General features: G+C 61.9%; 16 protein-coding genes and 1 pseudogene. 5 read left to right on the forward strand and 12 right to left on the reverse strand.

Annotated elements, in window-relative coordinates:
* Both VGH41_RS04215 and VGH41_RS04220 read right to left on the reverse strand, forming a co-directional pair.
* A pseudogene (locus VGH41_RS04215) lies at window positions 1-401 on the reverse strand (hopanoid biosynthesis associated radical SAM protein HpnJ); the annotation flags it as partial.
* Between the two features lie 158 nt (window positions 402-559).
* A complete protein-coding gene (locus tag VGH41_RS04220; protein WP_331596085.1) occupies window positions 560-913 on the reverse strand; it encodes a hypothetical protein in 354 nt (117 codons plus the stop codon).
* A gap of 262 nt (window positions 914-1175) precedes the next feature.
* Between VGH41_RS04220 and VGH41_RS04225 the strand changes: the two genes are divergently transcribed.
* Both VGH41_RS04225 and VGH41_RS04230 read left to right on the forward strand, forming a co-directional pair.
* Complete coding sequence (locus VGH41_RS04225) at window positions 1176-1835, forward strand: response regulator (RefSeq protein WP_331596086.1); 660 nt, start codon at window positions 1176-1178, stop codon at window positions 1833-1835.
* Entirely contained in the window at window positions 1835-3265 is a 1431-nt protein-coding gene (locus tag VGH41_RS04230; protein ID WP_331596087.1) for an ATP-binding protein, read from the forward strand. The genes VGH41_RS04225 and VGH41_RS04230 overlap by 1 nt, the downstream gene beginning before the upstream one ends.
* 38 nt (window positions 3266-3303) lie before the next feature.
* On the opposite strand, the gene VGH41_RS04235 is transcribed toward VGH41_RS04230, so the two are convergent.
* From VGH41_RS04235 to VGH41_RS04245, 3 genes are read right to left on the reverse strand one after another with little or no spacing between them, the layout of a single operon-like run.
* Complete coding sequence (locus VGH41_RS04235) at window positions 3304-4029, reverse strand: amino acid ABC transporter permease (protein WP_331596137.1); 726 nt, start codon at window positions 4027-4029, stop codon at window positions 3304-3306.
* A 2-nt stretch (window positions 4030-4031) separates the two neighbouring features.
* Window positions 4032-4757 carry an amino acid ABC transporter permease gene (locus tag VGH41_RS04240; protein WP_331596088.1) on the reverse strand — a complete coding sequence of 242 codons (726 nt, stop codon included), beginning with the start codon at window positions 4755-4757 and terminating at the stop codon, window positions 4032-4034.
* Between the two features lie 43 nt (window positions 4758-4800).
* Window positions 4801-5613: an ABC transporter substrate-binding protein gene (locus VGH41_RS04245; RefSeq protein WP_331596089.1), complete on the reverse strand. Its 813-nt coding sequence runs from the start codon at window positions 5611-5613 to the stop codon at window positions 4801-4803.
* A gap of 244 nt (window positions 5614-5857) precedes the next feature.
* Here VGH41_RS04245 and VGH41_RS04250 point away from each other — a divergent pair, with 244 nt between their 5' ends.
* From VGH41_RS04250 to VGH41_RS04260, 3 genes are all read left to right on the forward strand, one after another.
* Window positions 5858-6079, forward strand: a complete 222-nt coding sequence (locus VGH41_RS04250; protein ID WP_331596090.1) for a hypothetical protein — start codon at window positions 5858-5860, stop codon at window positions 6077-6079.
* A 526-nt stretch (window positions 6080-6605) separates the two neighbouring features.
* Complete coding sequence (locus VGH41_RS04255; RefSeq protein WP_331596091.1) at window positions 6606-6875, forward strand: hypothetical protein; 270 nt, start codon at window positions 6606-6608, stop codon at window positions 6873-6875.
* Window positions 6876-6945: 70 nt separating this feature from the next.
* Window positions 6946-7239: a DUF4148 domain-containing protein gene (locus tag VGH41_RS04260; RefSeq protein ID WP_331596092.1), complete on the forward strand. Its 294-nt coding sequence runs from the start codon at window positions 6946-6948 to the stop codon at window positions 7237-7239.
* Between the two features lie 307 nt (window positions 7240-7546).
* Here VGH41_RS04260 and VGH41_RS04265 read toward each other — a convergent pair whose 3' ends face one another.
* The 7 genes from VGH41_RS04265 to VGH41_RS04295 all read right to left on the reverse strand — a co-directional run bounded on the left by VGH41_RS04265 (window position 7547) and on the right by VGH41_RS04295 (window position 18897).
* On the reverse strand, window positions 7547-9268 hold the full coding sequence (locus VGH41_RS04265; RefSeq protein WP_331596093.1) for a SpoVR family protein: 1722 nt from the start codon (window positions 9266-9268) through the stop codon (window positions 7547-7549).
* On the reverse strand, window positions 9265-10536 hold the full coding sequence (locus VGH41_RS04270; RefSeq protein WP_331596094.1) for a YeaH/YhbH family protein: 1272 nt from the start codon (window positions 10534-10536) through the stop codon (window positions 9265-9267). Before VGH41_RS04270 ends, VGH41_RS04265 begins: the two co-directional genes overlap by 4 nt.
* Before the next feature lie 351 nt (window positions 10537-10887).
* Window positions 10888-12810, reverse strand: coding sequence for a PrkA family serine protein kinase (locus VGH41_RS04275; RefSeq protein ID WP_331596095.1), 1923 nt, complete (start codon window positions 12808-12810; stop codon window positions 10888-10890).
* Window positions 12811-13555: 745 nt separating this feature from the next.
* The gene (locus VGH41_RS04280) at window positions 13556-14377 is read right to left on the reverse strand and encodes a hydratase (protein WP_331596096.1); all 822 of its coding nucleotides are present in this window, start codon (window positions 14375-14377) and stop codon (window positions 13556-13558) included.
* A 250-nt stretch (window positions 14378-14627) separates the two neighbouring features.
* Window positions 14628-16391 carry a methyl-accepting chemotaxis protein gene (locus tag VGH41_RS04285; RefSeq protein ID WP_331596097.1) on the reverse strand — a complete coding sequence of 588 codons (1764 nt, stop codon included), beginning with the start codon at window positions 16389-16391 and terminating at the stop codon, window positions 14628-14630.
* Window positions 16392-16611: 220 nt separating this feature from the next.
* Window positions 16612-17574 carry a ribokinase gene (gene rbsK, locus VGH41_RS04290; RefSeq protein ID WP_331596098.1) on the reverse strand — a complete coding sequence of 321 codons (963 nt, stop codon included), beginning with the start codon at window positions 17572-17574 and terminating at the stop codon, window positions 16612-16614.
* Window positions 17575-17853: 279 nt separating this feature from the next.
* A complete protein-coding gene (locus tag VGH41_RS04295) occupies window positions 17854-18897 on the reverse strand; it encodes a LacI family DNA-binding transcriptional regulator (protein ID WP_331596099.1) in 1044 nt (347 codons plus the stop codon).
* Between the last annotated feature and the right edge of the window lie 118 nt (window positions 18898-19015).

Genomic DNA, 19015 nt, shown 5'->3' on the forward strand with positions numbered 1-19015 from the left:
TCGTAGAGCCGCGTGCCCGGATACGGCGCGGCGAGCGACACCTGGATCGTGTGCGGGTTGATTTCCTTCGCGTACTCGATCGTCTTTTCGATCGTTTCCTGCGTCTCGCCCGGCAGCCCCAGAATGAACGTGCCGTGAATCTTGATGTCGAGCTTGCGGCAGTCTTCGCTGAAGCGTCGCGCGATGTCCGTGCGCAGCCCCTTCTTGAAGGTGTCGTCGTCGAACATGATCTCCTTGACTTCAGGCATGTTGTCGCGAGTCCACTTCACTTCTGCCAGCATGTTTTCCACCGGGTGCGTGCGGTAGCGGTGCCCGCCCACCGTCTGCGGCCACAGGCAGAACGTGCACTTCGAACGGCAGCCGCGGCCCGTGTAGATCGACACGTACAGCGTTTTCATGAATCGGTTACTCCGATGTCGCAACGTCGAACGTGATGCGGCATCACGGCATGATCCGCCGGAGTGCCCTGCAGACGGAAACGGATTCGTTGACGTCAGTTAATTTTGGAATCCTTGATAACACCAGACGCAACTTTGACAATTTACTTTCGAATCACCGACTACCAGCTTTCCACCAGATCGGCGCGTCTGCGAATGAAGCGAAGATGAAGAATGACGAGCTGTCGCACAGGGCACCGGGGTGAAACGGAAATGATCCGTGAGCCTGCCCCGCTAAACGTGGCATAGCAATTCGAAACCGCCGAACGATACGCCGCTTGCGCGACTTGCCGCGTGGCCAGCACGATGCCCGCCACTGCGACGAGCACGCCCACGCGAAATGCGACGGAATGCACCTCGTATTCCGGCATGCCGAAGCCAAACAACGCGAGCAGCACGACCGCTTGAATGAACACGGCCGCGAGCGACGTCGTCATCAGATAGGCGCGCAACATGTCGATCGTGGCAGGTTTCATCAGGCTCCCCGACGATATGAAAGGATGGGGATAACGAAGACGCTTTCGTTTGCCCTGCATTCATCAATGAGCCGATGTGCAGAGGTCGTACGTGTGCACATTCGCGCATGGCAGAGATAAGTGCGGATGCTACCCAGCCAAGCTGAAGGAAACCTTAAGCGAGCATGTCGTGAGCCTTGCTGTGGGGTCATTCACTTCTCTCTTTCGAACCTTTCCGCGAGATGGTTACACTGACGGATATAAACAGCGGCTCATCATCGATATGCGCATTCTCCTGGTTGAAGACGACGATCTGATTGGCAGCGGCGTCGAAGCGGGGCTTCGTCAGGCGGGCTTTGCAGTGGACTGGGCTCGCGACGGCCGCAAGGCGAACCTCGCACTCGCTACCACCGCCTATGCACTCGTGGTACTGGACCTTGGTTTACCCGGTATGTCCGGCACGGAGGTATTGAGGGCATTACGCAGCGGCGGCAATGACGTGCCAGTGCTCGTGCTGACCGCGCGCGGCACCGTCGCAGACCGGGTGGATGGTCTGGAGGCCGGCGCCGACGACTACCTCGGCAAGCCCTTCGATCTCATCGAGTTGCTCGCGCGCTGCCGTGCGCTGCTGCGCCGCTCGCAAGGACGCGGCGCCGAGCAGATCCGCTATCGCAATCTGGCCATCGACCCGGGCGCGCAAAGCGTGTTGCGCGACGAGGTGCGGGTCGCCCTGACGGCGCGCGAGTGGGCTGTTCTGCTGCAATTGATCACCCATCAAGGGGTGCCGCAATCGCGCGCGCGGCTCGAGGAAAGCCTGTACGGGTGGCAGGAAGAAATTGAAAGCAACGCGATCGAAGTGCACGTCTCCAACCTGCGCAAAAAGCTCGGGGCGGATCTGATCCGGACCGTGCGCGGCATCGGCTACGTGGTGGAGAAAGCCTGATGCCCGTCTCGATCCGCCGCCGTCTCGCACTGCTTGTGCTGGCAAGCATCGGTGTCGTATGGAGTGCGGCGCTCGGATTGAGTTACATGCAGGCGACCCGCGAAGTTGCCGAATGGGACGACGCTCGACTCGTGCAGCTCGCCCAGTTGCTGGTGCGGCTGGATCAGAACGACCTCGTGCTGCTCGCGCGAACCCACCTCGACGCGCGCGACGAATATCCGCACGACGGACGCGTAGCGGATGACGACGACGGCGACGAGTCGCCGCGCGACGCGCTGTTTCAGGTCCGCGATGCGAGCGGCCACGTCATTGCCGGTAGCGCGGCGCTCGTGCCGCTCGGCGCATGGGAGCCCGCGTCCGGCGCCGACGGGGTGACCGGCGCGCACAACCTGAGGTTCGACGGCCAGCTTTGGCACACCTACACATTGCACGAGAGCACGAGCGGGCGCACCGTGCGCGTGCTGGAGTCGGCTAACACCCGCAGCGATCTGACCTCGGATGTGGCGCGCCGCATTGCCAGACCGCTCGCCGTTGCGCTGCCGGTTCTTGCACTCCTGGTGTGGGTCAGCATCGGGCACAGTCTGTCGCCGCTGCAAGCGTTGTCACGCGTAATCCGTACCCGCGATGCAAGCAAGCTCGCCCCAATCGAACTCGGGCCGACGCCACTCGAAGTACGCCCGCTCGTCGAAGCGATCAATCAGTTGCTGGCGCGACTGCGGCTGTCGATCAGCCGCGAGCGTGCCTTTACGTCGGACGCGGCGCACGAACTGAAAACCCCGCTCGCGGCCATCAAGGTCCAGGCGCAGGTCGCGCTCGTCGCCGAGGACATCGTGCAACAGCGGCTCGCCATGCAGCGTGTCGTGCAGGGTGTCGACCGCAGCGCGCGTCTTGCAGAGCAATTGCTGCTGCTTGCGCGGCTCGACGAGCACGACCGGATTCCCGCTGGCCCGGTTGCTCCGGCGGTGCTCGCGGGCGACGCGATCGCGACGCATGAACAGGACGCGCGACGCAAAGATATTCGTATTGCGCTGGCCGCCGACGCGCAGGTGGAAGTGATCGCCGCCTCGGCGCTGCTGGATGTACTGCTCGACAATCTGATCGACAACGCGATCAAGTATGCCGACGAAGGTGGCCGGGTCGAAGTCGAAGTGCGGCGTGAAGGCCGCGCGGTCGTGTTGGCCGTGAGAGACGACGGCCCGGGCGTCGCGGCTAAAGATCTGGCCCGCCTGACCGACCGGTTCTTTCGCGCGGCGGACGCACCTGCCAGTGGCAGCGGACTGGGCCTTTCGATCGTCGCGCGCATCGCCGAACACTTCGGCGCGCAACTGCACTTTGGCACGGGTATCGAAGGACGCGGGCTCGCGGTGGAGATCCGGTTCTCGCGTGCCATTTCGACCCCGGACGAGGTTGCGTCGACCGTCGAAATCTAGCGCCGCGCGGCGCACCACAGCGCGGCGCCCGAACTACGCTACTCGCCTGCGAGCGGCCGGGCGGTCGCGCGCACCATCGTGAGTGGCACGCGGCGCGCGCGCGTCAGCCAATAGGTGGCGATGCGATCAAGCGCGGTGCACAGTACGAGATAGATCAGCCCGACGAACAGGAAGATCTGCACCGGATACACCATCAGGCGGTTGTTGATCTGGGTCGCGACGAACGACAATTCGCCCACGCCGACGATATACGCAAGCGACGTGTCCTTCACCTGCGTCACCCATTGGTTCACAAACGACGGCGCCATGATGCGGAGCGCCTGCGGCAGCAGTACATGACGCAACGTCTGCATGCGCGTGAGTCCGAGCGACAGCCCCGCCTGCCACTGCCCCGCGCCGACCGCGAGGATGCCGGCATGCACCGAATGGGCCAGATACGCGCCGCTGATCAGCGACAATGCGCAGACCACCGCCGCGAGTCCCGGCACGTCGACATGAAATACGATCGGCAACAGGAAGAAGGTCCAGAAGATCAGCATCAGCACGGGGATCGCGCGGAAAAAGCCGATCACGAGCAGCAGCGGCACGCGCATCACCGGACCCGCCATGGCGAGTGCGATGCCGCCCGCCATGCCGAGCACCGCCGAAGCCAGCGCGGAGATGACCGCCAGCAACAGCGTCAGCGCCGCACCGCCCAACGGTCCTTCGGGAAACGCGCCTACCAGCAGATACGGCAGGTTGTTGGCGAACACCGGCCAGGTCATCATCAGCGCCTCGCCCAGGAAGCGTTGCGCCCGTGTGCGACAGCGTGCGACACCGCTTCGATCAGCGCCACGGCTGCCACGTACAGGAGCGTCGCGACGCCGAATGCCGCGAAGGTCTGGAACGTTTCAGTCTCCACCTGACGCGTCGCATAGGAGAGCTCGGCGAGGCCGATGGCCATCGTCAGCGAAGAGTTTTTCACGAGATTCATGTACTGCCCGAAAAGCGGCGGCAGCGAAATACGCGCGGCCTGCGGCAGCACGACGAAGCGAAACGCCTGCAGCGGCGTGAGGCCGAGCGCCGCGGCCGCGTGATGCTGGGCCGCCGGCACGCCGCGCAGTCCAGCCTGAAATTCCTCGGCGATGAATGCCGTCGAATAGCACGTGAGGCCGGACCAGCCTGCAACGAATTCAAACGATGGCCAATGCGCTGCCAACGACCCAATGTGCGCGATGTGCGGCGTATTGAGCCATTGCATGATGGACGCGGGCAACAGCGTGGCCACGCCGAAGTACCAGAACAGTAGTTGCACGAGCAACGGTGTGTTGCGAAACACCACGACATACGTGGTGGCCGCGTGACGTACCCAGCCGAGCCTCGCGTGACGCGCGATGGCCAGCACGAAACCCGCGACAGTCGCCGCGACAGCGGCCGATAACGCGAGTCCCAGCGTCACGCCAAAACCCTGCCACAGCCACATCATGTACTTTGGAGCGAGCCACGCCTGCATGCGTCTACCTGCCAGATTCAATGTGTCGAGATCAACGCGATGCTCAGGTCTTCTCGCCAATCCTGAAGATGCGCGCAAGCGGCGTCTTCGTCTGCGGACCGAACCAGCGGTTGTAGATCGTGCTGGCGGAACCGTCGGCTTCGAGCCCCTTCAGCGTGTCGTTGACAAACGCGGTCAAACGCGTCTCGCCCTTCGGAATACCGACACCCATATAGTCGTTTGAGATCGTGAACGGAGGGATCTCGTAGTTCTGCTTGTCGGGCACGTTGGCGAGCAGGCCGACCAGCTTCGGACCGTCCTGCGTAATCGCCTGGACGTTGCCGGCGCGCAAGGCTGCAAACGCGAACGGCGTGTCGTCGTAGGCGACGATCGTTGCCTGCGGGAATTTCTCGCGCAGCGTGATCTCGTTGGTGGTGCCCTTGTCGGCGCCCACACGCAGGCCGTTGATCTGATCAGGTGACTTCAGCACGCCCTTCTTCGCCAGAAACTGCTGCCCCGAAGAAAAGTAAGGAATGCTGAAATCGACCTGCTTCGCGCGCTCATCGGTGATCGTAAAGTTGGCGAGCACCAGATCGACCTTCTTCGACGTCAGGAACGGAATCCGATTCGCGGGATTGGTGGGCTGCAGTTCGAGTTTCACGCCCAGCTTGTCGGCGATCGCCTTCGCATAGTCCACGTCGAGACCGACGATGTGGTTCGTGACGGGATCGACGAAGCCAAACGGCGGATTGCTGTCGAATGTGGCGACGCGCAGCACGCCCGCCTTCCTGATGTCGTCGAGGCGGTCGGCGTGTGCCACGCCCGACACCGTCACCATCAGCCCGAGGAGCCATGCGGCGAGAGTTCTGGATTTCATTTTTATGGACCTTCTTTTGTCTATGGCGGCGTAAGCGCTGTTTCGGAAACGGCGGCATCCTTGCGGCGATGCACGGACGCCACATTAGCAGTCACGCCAGCGCAGCAGAACCAACAAATGTTCCTGTGAATAGCGGCTTTTCTGCTAAGCGCGACGCTGATTTGCAAACGTGGATTTGTCGTTTGCCGAGTTCCCGGGTGCTGACTAGGATCGAAGCTGACGTCAGACCTTGAGGAAATCTTCCATGTCCGAGCGTGCCTGTTTCAAGCCACGGGTGATCGAACCCGTGGCCATCAATCAACCCGAAGGTCTCGGGCTTGCGGTGGAGTTATGGCTGGCGCGTCCAGTCGACGGCATTGCCGGGCGCGCATTGCAGATCCATCTGCGCAGCGACGCGTGCATGGCTCAGGCCGAAGCGCTGCGCGATCTGTTGCATGAGCTGGGCACGGACATCGTCGTGTCGTGACGCGGGTGTCCAGCTAACGGCGCGGCAGTTCTGCCTGAGGTAGCTGGGCGGATGTGGAGGCTCGAGGGCACAAAAAGCAGCTCCACCGACCGGTCCTCGGCGGAGCCTCAATTCACACACTTATCAAGAGCAACCTAACGGTACGGTGCCAAAAGAACCGTAACAAGCCGCGCATCAATGCCCGTGCGTGCGCTACCGCACCATTCGCATCAAAAGAGGCGTGCGCCGGCACGTGCCGGCCGTCCGCAGCCTTTCACCTGGCTAACCGACGCATCACAGCCGCGTCCGCAGCCGCGCCCCGCCGAAATATTTTTTTGGCCTCTCCCCGCGATGTGTCCCCACTGTCCTCCCCGGCCGGCAAGCCTGACCGGATTAGCCGTCATTCCGAAATAGTCATTTCGTCCTATCGGCACAAACTATCCATAGTAGGGGTATACACTGCATTTCATTGACGAAGCAGACATACCCAGTTGGCCCTGTCGCGACGCATTCCTGAACTGAAGTCAAAACGTTACTGGAGCTCATCATGAAGACCAAGATTCTTGCTGCCCTGCTGGTTGCCGCCTCTGCCACCCTCGCCGCGCCTGCATTTGCCAGCGGCTATGGCCCGTCACCGTTTTACCGTCCGAGCGTCGGCGCACCCGCGTCGCAACAAGGACCGAGCGCACAAACCGTTGCGGCTGAGCGTGCCAGCGAAGCAAGCAACACCTCGTACGGCGGTGTGAACGAACAAGCTTCGCAAACCGGTTCGCGTGCACCGGCTACTGGCCCGCGTTCGGTGTATTTCGCCCACTAGGCACAGCACTGCACCGGTTCGAAAGCGTGGCCTGTAGTACTCGAAAAAATAATCTTCGGAGGTATTGATCATGAAATTGCTCATTCAAGCTGTTGCTATTGCTGCTGTTCTGGCTGCTCCGGTGGCGTCGTTCGCACAGTCGAACCAGCCGCTGACCCGTGCCGAAGTGCGCGCCCAGCTGGTGCAACTGGAAAAGGCCGGCTACAGCCCGGCGCGTGGTCGCGACCCGTACTACCCTGACGATATCCAGGCGGCCGAAGCCCGCGTCGCGGCGCAAAGCGCCGGCGCGCAAGCTGGGACCAGCGGCTACGGACCGGCTGCCGGCGGCAGCTCGCAGGCTGGCCAGCGCACGCAATCGCAGTGAGCACGTGGTCGGCTGCACATGGGTTGAAGATCCGAGCCGGGGTTTCCGGTTCCAGCAGACGAAACCGAAAATGAAACAGGCCCGGGTCGGCATCCGACGCGGGCCTGGTTGCCAGACATAAGACTCCTCCGCCGCCAGATGCCTGGTGGCTTCGCTCAGCCGGATCGGCTGGGCGTTTTTCGTTAGGAAGCGCCTTTCGGAAAAGCCCGCACATCAATGAAAAAGCCAGCCCCGAAGGCTGGCTTTTCAATTTCCGGCACCGCTTCCCGACTACAGCAACAGCGCCGCCGCGCTCACCGGTACTTCATCAAACCCGCACCGACGGCGGCACATACCGGCATTCGTAACGCTTCCTGACCGTGCCGTTCTCGTCGACGCTTTCCAGATACACGTCGAACTGCCACAGCCGCGCCATGTGCTTGAGCACTTCGTCGCTGTCGCCGGACAGATGCCGGTTGTCGCTCATGAAATGGCGCAGCGTCAGACTGCGGTCACCGCGCGTATTGACCGACCACACCTGAATATTCGGCTCGCGGTGATGCATGTCGTACTGTCGGGACAACGCCTGCCGCACGTACTGATAGCCGCTATCGTCGTGGATGGCCGAGACTTCGAGCGCGTCGCGCATGTCATCGTCCAGCACCGAGAAGAGCCGCATTTCGCGGATCAGATGCGGCGACAGGTATTGCGCCACAAAACTCTCGTCCTTGAAATTGCGCATGGCGTAATGCAAGGACTGCAGCCACGGACTGCCGGCCAGCTCCGGAAACCACTTACGGTCTTCTTCGGTCGGGTTTTCGCAGATGCGCCGGATATCGCTCATCATCGAAAAACCGAGCGCGTACGGATTGATCCCGCTGTAGTACGGCTTCGTGACGGGCGGCTGATAGACGACGTTGCTATGCGAATGGAGGAACTCCATCATGAAACCGTCTTCCAGCTTGCCCTGGTTATAGAGCGTATTGAGCAACGTGTAATGCCAGAACGTGGCCCAGCCTTCATTCATCACCTGGGTCTGACGTTGCGGATAAAAGTACTGACCGATCTTGCGCACGATGCGAATCACTTCGCGCTCCCACGGCTCCAGAAGCGGTGCATTTTTTTCCGCGAAATACAGCAGGTTTTCCTGCGGCTCGGGCGGATAGCGGTCGTCGGTTTCTTCCGGCTCCGGTGCGTGCCGGTTCGGCAGCGTGCGCCACAACTCGTTCACCTGCGATTGCAGGTACGCCTCGCGTTCGCGTCGCGCCGCCGATTCCTTCTGCAACGAGAGCTTTTGCGGCCGTTTGTAACGGTCCACACCGTAATTCTGCAGTGCATGACACGAGTCGAGCAGTTCTTCCACCCGGTCCACGCCGAAACGCTCCTCGCACTCGGCAATGTAGTTCCTGCCGTAGACGAGATAATCGATGATGGCGTGCGCATCCGTCCACAGCTTGAACAGGTAGTTGCCCTTGAAGAACGAGTTGTGCCCGTAGGCTGCATGCGCGATGACGAGGGCCTGCATCGTCATCGTGTTTTCTTCCATCAGATACGCGATGCAGGGATTCGAATTGATCACGATCTCATACGCCAGCCCCATCTGCCCGCGACGGTAGCTTTTTTCGGTTGAGAGAAAGTGTTTGCCGAACGACCAGTGCCGGTAGTTCACCGGCATGCCGACGGATGCGTACGCATCCATCATCTGTTCAGCGCTGATGAGTTCCAGCTGAATCGGGTAGACGTCAAGCTCATATTGCTCTGCAACATGCGCAATATGCGTGTCGTACTCCTCGATCAGTTCGAAGGTCCAGTCGGACGGGCACGGCAGAGGCCGTCTATCGGCTACGTTCATACGGACTTCCCTTTGCCCTTGCGTGGGCGTTCCGGTGTGTCCCCGTGCTGCAGCAGCTTCATCCAGACCCGCTCCCGCGTCGACGGCCCCCACATCAGCCGTCGCGGCTTCGGCATGCCCGGAATGCTGCTTCGGCACGCCTTTTTTGCGCTCCGGCTGATAGCCGCGCGCCTCATTGTGCAGATGTTTGGTGCTCATGATGACGCCACCTGCTTTTCAAACAACTCCCGGAACACTGGATAGATGTCGGCGGCCGTCTCGACCTTCTTCATCGCCATATGCGGCTGCGACAGCGCGAGTTGCGCGTATTCGAGCCACAGGTTCTGCTCTTCGGGCGTTACCTGAATATACGCAAAATAGCGCACCTTTTCGAGAATGTCATCACTGAGGATCTTGCGGCATTTGGGCGAATCGTCAGTCCAGTTGTCGCCGTCCGAAGCCTGCGCGCCGTAAATGTTCCATTCAGTGGGCGAATAACGTTCCTCCTGGACCTTCTTCATCAGCTCCAGTGCACTCGACACCACCGTGCCGCCGCTTTCGGTCGAATGAAAGAAGGTGTCTTCATCCACTTCCTCGGCACGCGTGTGGTGCCGAATGAATACCACTTCGATGCGTTCGTAGTTCCGTTTCAGGAACAGATACAGCAGGATGAAAAAGCGCTTGGCCAGATCCTTGCGTTGCTCGTCCATTGAGCCGGATACGTCCATCAGGCAGAACATCACCGCCTGGCTCGACGGCTGCGGCTGCTTCACGCGGTTCACGTAGCGCAGATCGAATGGATCGATAAACGGAATGCGCCAGATGCGCCCGCGCAGATGATGGATTTCCTCTTCGAGCACCTTGATATCGTCGCGGCGATCGTCGTGGTCGGCCTTCATTTCTTCGAGCTGCCGTTCGAGTTCATGCAACTCGTTGACGAGCGGCGCGCCCAGCGCAATGCGCCGGCCCAGTGCGCTGCGCAACGAACGGACCACGTCGATGTTATTCGGCGTCCCTTCGGCCGCCCAGCCCGCGCGAATGCTCTTCCACGTGGGGACCGCCAGCAGATGGGTTTTGACGAGCCGCGGCAATTCGAGGTCGTCGAAGAAGTACTGCATGAATTCTTCGCGGCTCAATTCGAACACGAAGTCATCCTGACCCTCGCCTTCGTTACTGGCCTGGTTGCCGCCGCCTCCGCCGCCACCGCCTTGCGGACGCGGGATCTTGTCGCCGCGGATGTAATCCGCGTTACCCGGGTGCACCATTTCACGCTTGCCGCCGGGACCATGCCGGAACGACGGCTCCGCGATGTCCTTACGCGGAATCGTGATGCTCTGGGTATTCTGAATGTCCTTGATACTGCGATCGCGTACCGCTTCCGAGACGGCGCGACGAATATAGTTCTTTACACGACGCAAGAAGCGTTCGCGGTTTGCAATACTTTTGTTCTTGCCAGCCAGCCTGCGGTCGATGATTTGATGAAGCACATCCGGTCTCCCTGTCGATCGGAGTTAGCGCTTTAGCGCTTACTCCGATCCCATGCAGCAGCGAGTCGATCGGAGTTAGCGCTTTAGCTGTCGATCGGAGTTCGCGCTTCAGCGCGTTACGCCGATCCCATGCAAAGCTCTTACTCCGATCCCATGCAGCAGCGAGTCGATCGGAGTTGGCGCTTTAGTTCCTACTCCGATCCCACGCGGCAGCGCCAATCTCGGGTGTGCGAGACGCACACTGCATGCGCAGAACTGCATGAGCAACGTCATATCCACGCAATTTGCGCCTCGCCAGGTGCCCACGCGGTCTTCCCGCGTGGGCGGCACGCTGTGCAAATCATGAGCGTCTCATGAAGACTTGCGCACGCGCAGATACCAGTCGCACAGCAGTCGCACCTGCTTGGGCGTGTACCCCTTCGCGACCATCCGGTTGACGAAGTCTTCGTGCTTGCGCTGCTCCTCCGCCGATCCTTTAGCGTTGAACGAAATCACCGGCAAAAGTTCTTCGGTATTGGAGAACATCTTCTTCTCGATCACGACGCGCAGCTTTTCATAGCTGATCCACGCCGGATTCTTGCCTGCGTTCGCAGCCCGCGCACGCAGTACGAAGTTGACGATCTCGTTGCGGAAGTCCTTCGGATTGCTGATGCCTGCCGGCTTCTCGATCTTCTCCAGTTCCGCATTCAGCGACGCACGGTCGAAACTCTCACCGGTGTCATGGTCGCGGAATTCCTGATCCTGAATCCAGAAGTCGGCGTACGTCACGTAGCGGTCGAAGATGTTTTGCCCGTACTCCGAATACGACTCCAGATAAGCGGTCTGAATCTCCTTGCCGATAAACTCCGCGTAACGCGACGCGAGCACGTCCTTGATGAAGGACAGGTATTTCTGCTCGGTTTCCGGTGGGAACTGCTCGCGTTCGATCTGCTGTTCGAGCACGTACATCAGATGCACCGGGTTCGCGGCAACCTCGGTTGAATCGAAGTTGAAAACGCGCGACAGGATCTTGAACGCGAAGCGGGTCGACACGCCGGTCATGCCTTCATCTACACCCGCAAAGTCGCGATACTCCTGATACGACTTGGCCTTCGGATCGGTGTCTTTCAGGTTCTCGCCGTCATAGACCTGCATCTTCGAGAAGAGGCTGGAATTCTCCGGCTCCTGCAAGCGCGTCAGCACCGACATCTGCGCCATCATCTTCAAGGTGCCGGGCGCACATACCGCGCTGGCCAGTGAAGAGTTGCGGATCAGCTTTTCGTAGATCTTGACCTCTTCCGAATAACGCAGGCAATACGGCACCTTCACGACGAAGATACGGTCGAGCAGTGCTTCATTGTTGCGGTTATTGCGGAATGCCTTCCATTCCGATTCGTTCGAGTGAGCGAGGATCACACCGTCGAACGGGATAGCGCCGAAACCTTCCGTGCCCTTGAAGTTGCCTTCCTGGGTGGCGGTCAGCAGCGGGTGCAGAACCTTGATTGGCGCCTTGAACATTTCGACGAATTCGAGCAGGCCCTGATTCGCGAGGCACAGGCCACCGGAGTAGCTGTACGCGTCCGCGTCATCTTGTGCGTATTGCTCGAGCTTGCGAATGTCCACCTTGCCGACGAGCGACGAAATGTCCTGATTGTTTTCGTCACCCGGTTCGGTCTTGGCGATACCGATCTGCCGGAGGATAGACGGGTAGCGGCGCACCACGCGGAACTTGCGGATGTCGCCGTTGTACTCGTGCAGTCGTTTGACCGCCCACGGACTGAGGATGTTCTTCAGATAGCGGCGTGGTATGCCGTACTGTTCTTCGAGGATGGGACCGTCTTCGTCGTAATCGAACAGCCCTAGCGGCGATTCGTTGACCGGCGAGCCTTTGATGGCATAGAACGGTACGCGCTCCATGAGTTGCTTCAGACGTTCTGCGATCGACGATTTGCCGCCGCCGACCGGGCCCAACAGATACAGGATCTGCTTCTTTTCTTCGAGCCCCTGGGCCGAGTGCCGGAAGTACGCAACCACCTGCTCGATCACGTCTTCCATTCCGTAGAACTCGCGGAATGCGGGGTATACCTTGATGACCTTGTTCGCGAAGATCCGCGAGGTGCGCGGGTCGTTGCGAGTGTCGATCTGTTCGGGTTCTCCGATTGCCGTCAACATGCGTTCGCCTGCTGTAGCGTACGCGGCGGGATTGTCTTTGCAGAGCGCGAGATACTCCTCGAGCGAGAGTTCATCTTCTCGCGTTTTCTCGAAGCGGGTCGCGAAACTGCTGTAGATATCCATGCTACCTCCTCGCCAAAGTCTAGACCGATGTCGTGCGCGGCGCGCTAATCGGAAACGACATCGCTCGAATTCATCCTAAACCCTTTTAAATTTTTTTTCACGGACTACGTGATGAAAATCGTGCCGTGGTGTGATCCCCACAAACCTCACTTGGAAACGCAGATTCGGTCACCTACAATCTTCCGGCCAGGTTGCTTGCCACTGTTCAGATTGCAGCACCCGTCACTGCTGTAATGCGCAAAACATGCTGGCTACCGGACGATGCGAATGCTCGCGCTGCACTGCGTGCACGCACTACCCATTCGCATGACATCGGTCCGCTCCCCTCGTTCCTCTGCCCACGCCATTTTTCGCACCGTTTTTTCGCACCGTTTCCGGCTACTTTCTTCCTCAACGTACTGCGCTCCGTTTTCGTCTACACATGTGACGGCGTGTTACATGTTTTTGTCCGGCATTGTGTTGACCATCGCACAAGGTGCCGCGTCAGTTGCGCTCATCGCACGTGCGGCCAACTGGTGTTTTACACCTGAATGCCGTTACGCCAGAAATCCACTTCGGCATCATGGTCAGGCAGGTTCGTGCTTCGCGTGTGCCATGCGTGCGCCGCTCATATGCCTGTATGACGGCGGCATACGGCGGCGATTCATAGGTGTATACGGCGAGGCGGAGTACCCGGATGCGCCGGGCATGCTGAGCGCCGATCAGGAGCGGCGCTGTGCGGAAGAATGGGGTGACGCCGACGCGGCTACGTCAGTTCGATTTCGACGTCGCCGAGACCGTCGAAACGGCCATGTACGATGCCCGGATGGTCGATCCGGTGTGCGCCCACGTACGAACCGGTGGTAATGGTCCACTCGGGTTCGATCGTGATGCCCATTGCCGCGCAGTGATTGACAAACCAGACGAGCAGTTCACGCGGATCGCCGACCGGGTTGCCGGCCAGCGGGATGCCGGCCACCGGGATGCCGGCCACCGGATTGCCGGCCACCGGATTGCCCGGCGCTTGGCGCATCAGCGACTTGCCGTCGAATGTAAACTCCAGTTCCGGCGAGACAAAATCGAACCCGCGCGCGAATCCCGCATACGGGACCGAATGACCGGTGACGAGCGCGCCATTGTTTTGCGCATCCGCGAGTTGCGCGAGCGGTGCGACGTTCGGCCACTCGCTAAAGCGGCTATCGACGATTTCAAGGGTTGGCAGCACCACGCCCACGCGTGCCAGCACCTCGTCGCGGGCATACGCCTCGCGGCGCGGCTCGATCGCCTCGGCGAAGCGAAATGCAATCTCCAGTTCCAGCAGCACACGAAAGAACCCCGCCCGGGCGACCCGCGTGGCGGACGCCAGCACGAGGGAAGCGGGAATCGGCGCGCCGGAGGCCGCCGCGCCCGGTGCCTTGGCGCCGATCTTCCAGGCCCCGGTCGACTCGCCAAGACCGGCAAGCACGGCCTGCTGGATGGCATAGGCGGTCGCAGCATCAGGCGGCAGGCTGTCCGGCGGCGGCGCATCGGTCAGGCGGTGCTGCCGGCGCGCTTCAACAAGGCGGTGCGCGAGGTCGTATTGCGTCATGTCGGTCCTTTCTGGCTGGCGCGTTGAATGGTTCGCAATGGCATGGACGAATGTGTGCGACGCGGCGCCGCGCCGGCTCGTCAGCACGACCCAGACCTGCCCGGCCGCCACGGATACAACCCATAGTCGCGACCGTCAATGTACCGGAACACAGCTCGAATCGGGTCGCTTAGTGTGCTGACAATGAAAAAAGACCACGGTTGCGCGCACAACCGTGGTCCTGAATGCCGTATGGAGATTGCAAAGGCGCCTAGAAGGTCTCCCAGTCCTTGTCGCTGCCCGCGGCGACGGCCACCGGCGCCGCCGCCTTTGGCGGCGCAACTGCCGCCATTGCAGCCGCCGCCGGAGCTCGCGCCGGGGCGGCCGGCGCGGTGCGTGCCGGCGTCGCTGCGGGCGTCTTGCGCGCGGTCTTTGCCGGCGCCGGACGTCGCACTATTTGGGTTGTCTGTGCTGCGTGATGAACATTGCCGGCGTCTTCGACCTGGAACACGGCCACGGCGGTACGCAGTTTGCCGGCCTGGTCTTCGAGCGACTGGGCCGCCGCGGCGGCCTCCTCGACCAGCGCCGCGTTTTGCTGCGTCACCTCGTCCATCTGCGTGACGGCGCGCGCGACCTGATCGATGCCGCTGCTCTGCTCTTCCGAGGCCGCGGCAATTTCACCCATGATGTCCGTCACGCGCTGCACTGCGCCAATAATTTCGGTCATCGTGCGGCCGGCCTGATCGACCAGAGCCGAGCCGGACTGCACACGCTCCACCGAGGTATCGATCAGTTCCTTGATTTCCTTGGCCGCTGCGGACGAACGCTGCGCGAGGCTGCGCACTTCGCCCGCTACCACCGCAAAGCCGCGTCCTTCCTCGCCTGCGCGGGCCGCTTCGACCGCCGCATTGAGCGCCAGAATGTTAGTCTGAAAGGCGATGCCTTCGATGATCGAAATGATGTCCGCGATCCTCGCGGAGCTCTGGTTGATGTCGCCCATCGTGCCGACCACCTGCCCGACCACCGCGCTACCCTTGTTGGCGATCTCCGATGCATTCGCCGCGAGCGCGCTCGCCTGACGGGCGTTGTCGGCGTTCTGCTTCACCGTGCCGGTCAATTGTTCCATGCTCGACGCGGTTTCCTGCAGCGCCGACGCCTGTTCTTCCGTGCGCGAGGACAGATCGAGGTTGCCGGCTGCGATCTGGCGCGTCGCCGTGGCAATCGATTCGCTGCCGCCGCGCACCGAACGAACCGTCTCCGTCAGGCTGCGCTGCATCTTCGCGATGCCTTCCAGCAGTTGCCCCATTTCATCGCGCGACTGGATCACGACCGGGCGGCGCAGGTCGCCCGCAGCGATCGCGTCAAAATGACCGAGTGCCTCGTTCAGGGGCCGGCCGATCGCGCGGCTCAAGGTCAGATACGAGAGCAATGCCGCGATCAGCCCGATCACCATCGCGCCGATACTCACCATGCGAAACGTGTTGAAGCTCGCTTCGGCCGTATCGAAACTGTCCTGGCCCATCGTGAACTGGAGCTTGCGCAACGCGTCGTCGGCCGTCGACAGTTCGTTGTATTTCGCCTGCAGATCCTTCGCACCGGCCACGATCTTCGTCTGGTCGTTGCCGAGCACGACTGCGGCAAATGCATCCATGGCCTGATGCAGCGTGTCACGCTTCGCGGTCACCTCCTGTGCGAGGCGGTCCTCTTCCGCACCGCGCGGCAGGTCGGAATATTTCTTCCACCAGGCGTCCGAGGTCGCGCGCATCGCCTTCGCGCGATCCACCGTGGCGGCCACTTCAGGGGTTCCGAACAGGAATGCGGCACGGTCGAGCGCAAGGCGTTCACGTGCGGCATAGATCTCCGCATTGCCGATATCTACCGCGCTCGGCATCGCGTTGGTGAAGGTTTCGTGGTGAGCGTCGTTGGCGCGGCTCATGCCGGTCAGACCGAGGATCCCGATGATCAACAGCAATGCGGCGAGAAACGCCATCGTCAGGCCGACCCGCGCCTTGATCGTGATGCCCTTGTTCAACATGCTCCGTCCCGTGTCGTATCGAATAAAAGAGCGCGCGTTATGCGCATTTAGCGAAACGCTATCGTTTGCGCGAAACGTTTCAGGTCCGCCGCTCTAACTATTGTTTACGGCACCCGGGCAGCATACTTAAAGCTTTTATATGGTCTGAGGATTGTCTTTTCGCCAACTGGTAATAATTACAAGCGACGCATGAACACGAGCCTCGCCGTTGCGCGAGTGCTTAGGAGGCGAGTTCAGCCCGTCTCGGGATCGAGGTCTGCGCACCCGCGCGGGTGACCGACAGGGCTGCTGCCCGTTGTGCGAAGCGGATCGCGGCATCGAGCGGCTCACCTTGCGCGAGTTGCGCGGCAAGGCCGCCAATGAAGGTGTCACCCGCAGCGGTCGTGTCCACGGCGGCAACTTTGGGCGCGTCGTACAGAACCGCGTCGGCGCCTTCGAGGGCGGCATGCACGCCGCGCGCCCCGAGCGTCACGAGCACGTTGCGTGCGCCGGCACGGCGCAACGCGGCAGCGGCCACGGCGGCATCCGCGGGCGACTCGACCGGCAAGCCGGTGAGCGTCGCCGCTTCCAGTTCGTTGGGAATCAGATAGTCGATCAGCCCGAACCACTCGGCAGGCAGCGGGCCGGTTACCGGAGCGGGATTGAGGATCACGGTCTTGCCGAGCCGCGCAGCCGTGGCAAGCGTCGCGTACACGGCGTCGGGCGGCGTTTCGAGCTGGCAGACCACCACGTCGGCGGCGGCCAGCACCGTTTCGTGACGCGCGATCGTCTCGGCGCTCACCTCGCCGTTGCTGCCGGCGACAATCACGATGGCATTCTGGCTGCCGTCGTCGACCACGATGAGCGCGACGCCCGTTGGAGCCGACGGACTGGTTTCGAGCGCGGCGCAGTCGATCCCCTCGGCCGCAAGGCCGGCGCGCAATTGCGCGCCGTTGGCATCCGTGCCGACGCAGCCGAGCATTGCCACGTGGGCCCCGAGACGCGCGGCCGCGACCGCCTGATTGCCGCCCTTGCCGCCCGCCACCTGGGCGAAGCTGCTGCCGGCCAAGGTCTCGCCGGGATGCGGCAGACGCGGCGCGCGGGCCACCAGGTCCATGTTCAGGCTGCCGACCACGGCCACGCGGCCGTGCGGTTCGTGAGCGGGTACGAAGTCGTTCGCCTGGGTTGCCGCGTTGCCTGTCATGTCAACACTCCTTCGAACCGCTCGCGCCCGACCACGGGACTTGTGCCGACAGCCGTGTTGGATGTGCGGCGCGGCCGGCTATAGATGGGTCGGCTATAGATGGGCCGGCTATAAGTGAGGTCGGCTACAGGTGAGGCCGTCCTTGAACACGCCCGGTTTTGGGCGCGTCCGGTCTGGGACGCGGCCACCTCACGCACAACCGCCTCAGGCACGACCGGCCTCGGCCTGACCTGCCTGGCGGCTCAACCGAAGCCATCCAGTTCCGCCGTGCTGCCCAGCTTACGCTGCCAACCCGTCCTGGTCAGCCGCGCCGAGCCAGGTGGCAGTCGATTCGCGCACGATCAGCCGCGGCGCCAGCACGCGGCGGCGCGCCGCCGCGCCTTGCGCACCGCGCGCGGTGCCGGCGATCCGCTCGATCAGCGTCTGCGCCGCCATCTCGCCGAGCGCGCGCACCGACTGGCCGACCGTGGAGAGCGCCGGATACGTAAAGCGGCCCAGCTCGATATCGTCGAAACCGATCACCGAGCAGTCGCGCGGCACGCTGATGTTGCGCTCCGCGGCGGCCCGCAAGGCACCGATGCCCATCATGTCGTTGCAGGCAAAGATGGCCGACGGCATCACCGTATCGAACAGCTGGCTGGCCGCCCGATAGCCGCCCGTGCCGGAAAAATCGCTTTCGACGATCGCGCCCGGCGAAATCTCGATGCCGCGCTCGGCCATCGCGCGAATGAAGCCGTGCACGCGCATGGCGCTCACGGCAGTCGCCACCGGCCCGGTGATGCAGCCAATCTTCACATGCCCGAGTTCGAGCAGATGGCGCGTCGCCAGGTACGCGCCTTTTTCATGGTCGATCTGCACCAGATCGGCGGCGAGACCCTCGATATTGCGGTCCACCACCACCAGCGGCTCGTGCGCATCGGCGAGCGCCTGGGCGAGCACCGCATCGTCGCCGGCCGAGGCCACGATCAGGCCGTCGATACGCTTTTCCTGCAGCACCCGCAGGTAGTTGCGCTGCTTGGCGGGATCGTCGTCCGAGTTGCAGAAAAACACGCAGTAACCGTTGCGGGCGCAACCGTCCTCGATGCCGCGCGCCAGTTCCGCGAAATACGGATTCGTACTGTTGGGTACCACCAGACCGATCGTCGCCGTCGCGCGCGCCTTGAGCGAGCGTGCGACCGCGGACGGCACATAGTGGAGTTGCCGGATCGCATGCTCGACTTTTGCGCGCACATCGGCCGACACCGGACGCGAATTGTTCACGACGTGTGAAACCGTCGTGAACGACACGCCTGCCACGGCCGCTACATCCTTGATGGTCGCCATAACTTCTTGCTCTCCTGCCTGTTTTTCCCGCCGGCCGACGCCAGTTGCGGCCGGCCGGGCGTTTGCATCAATGACAGATCGACTCCACGAGTCTTGAATTCCCCTCACTCCCACCACT

Source organism: Paraburkholderia sp. (assembly GCF_036488795.1).
GTDB lineage: Bacteria > Pseudomonadota > Gammaproteobacteria > Burkholderiales > Burkholderiaceae > Paraburkholderia.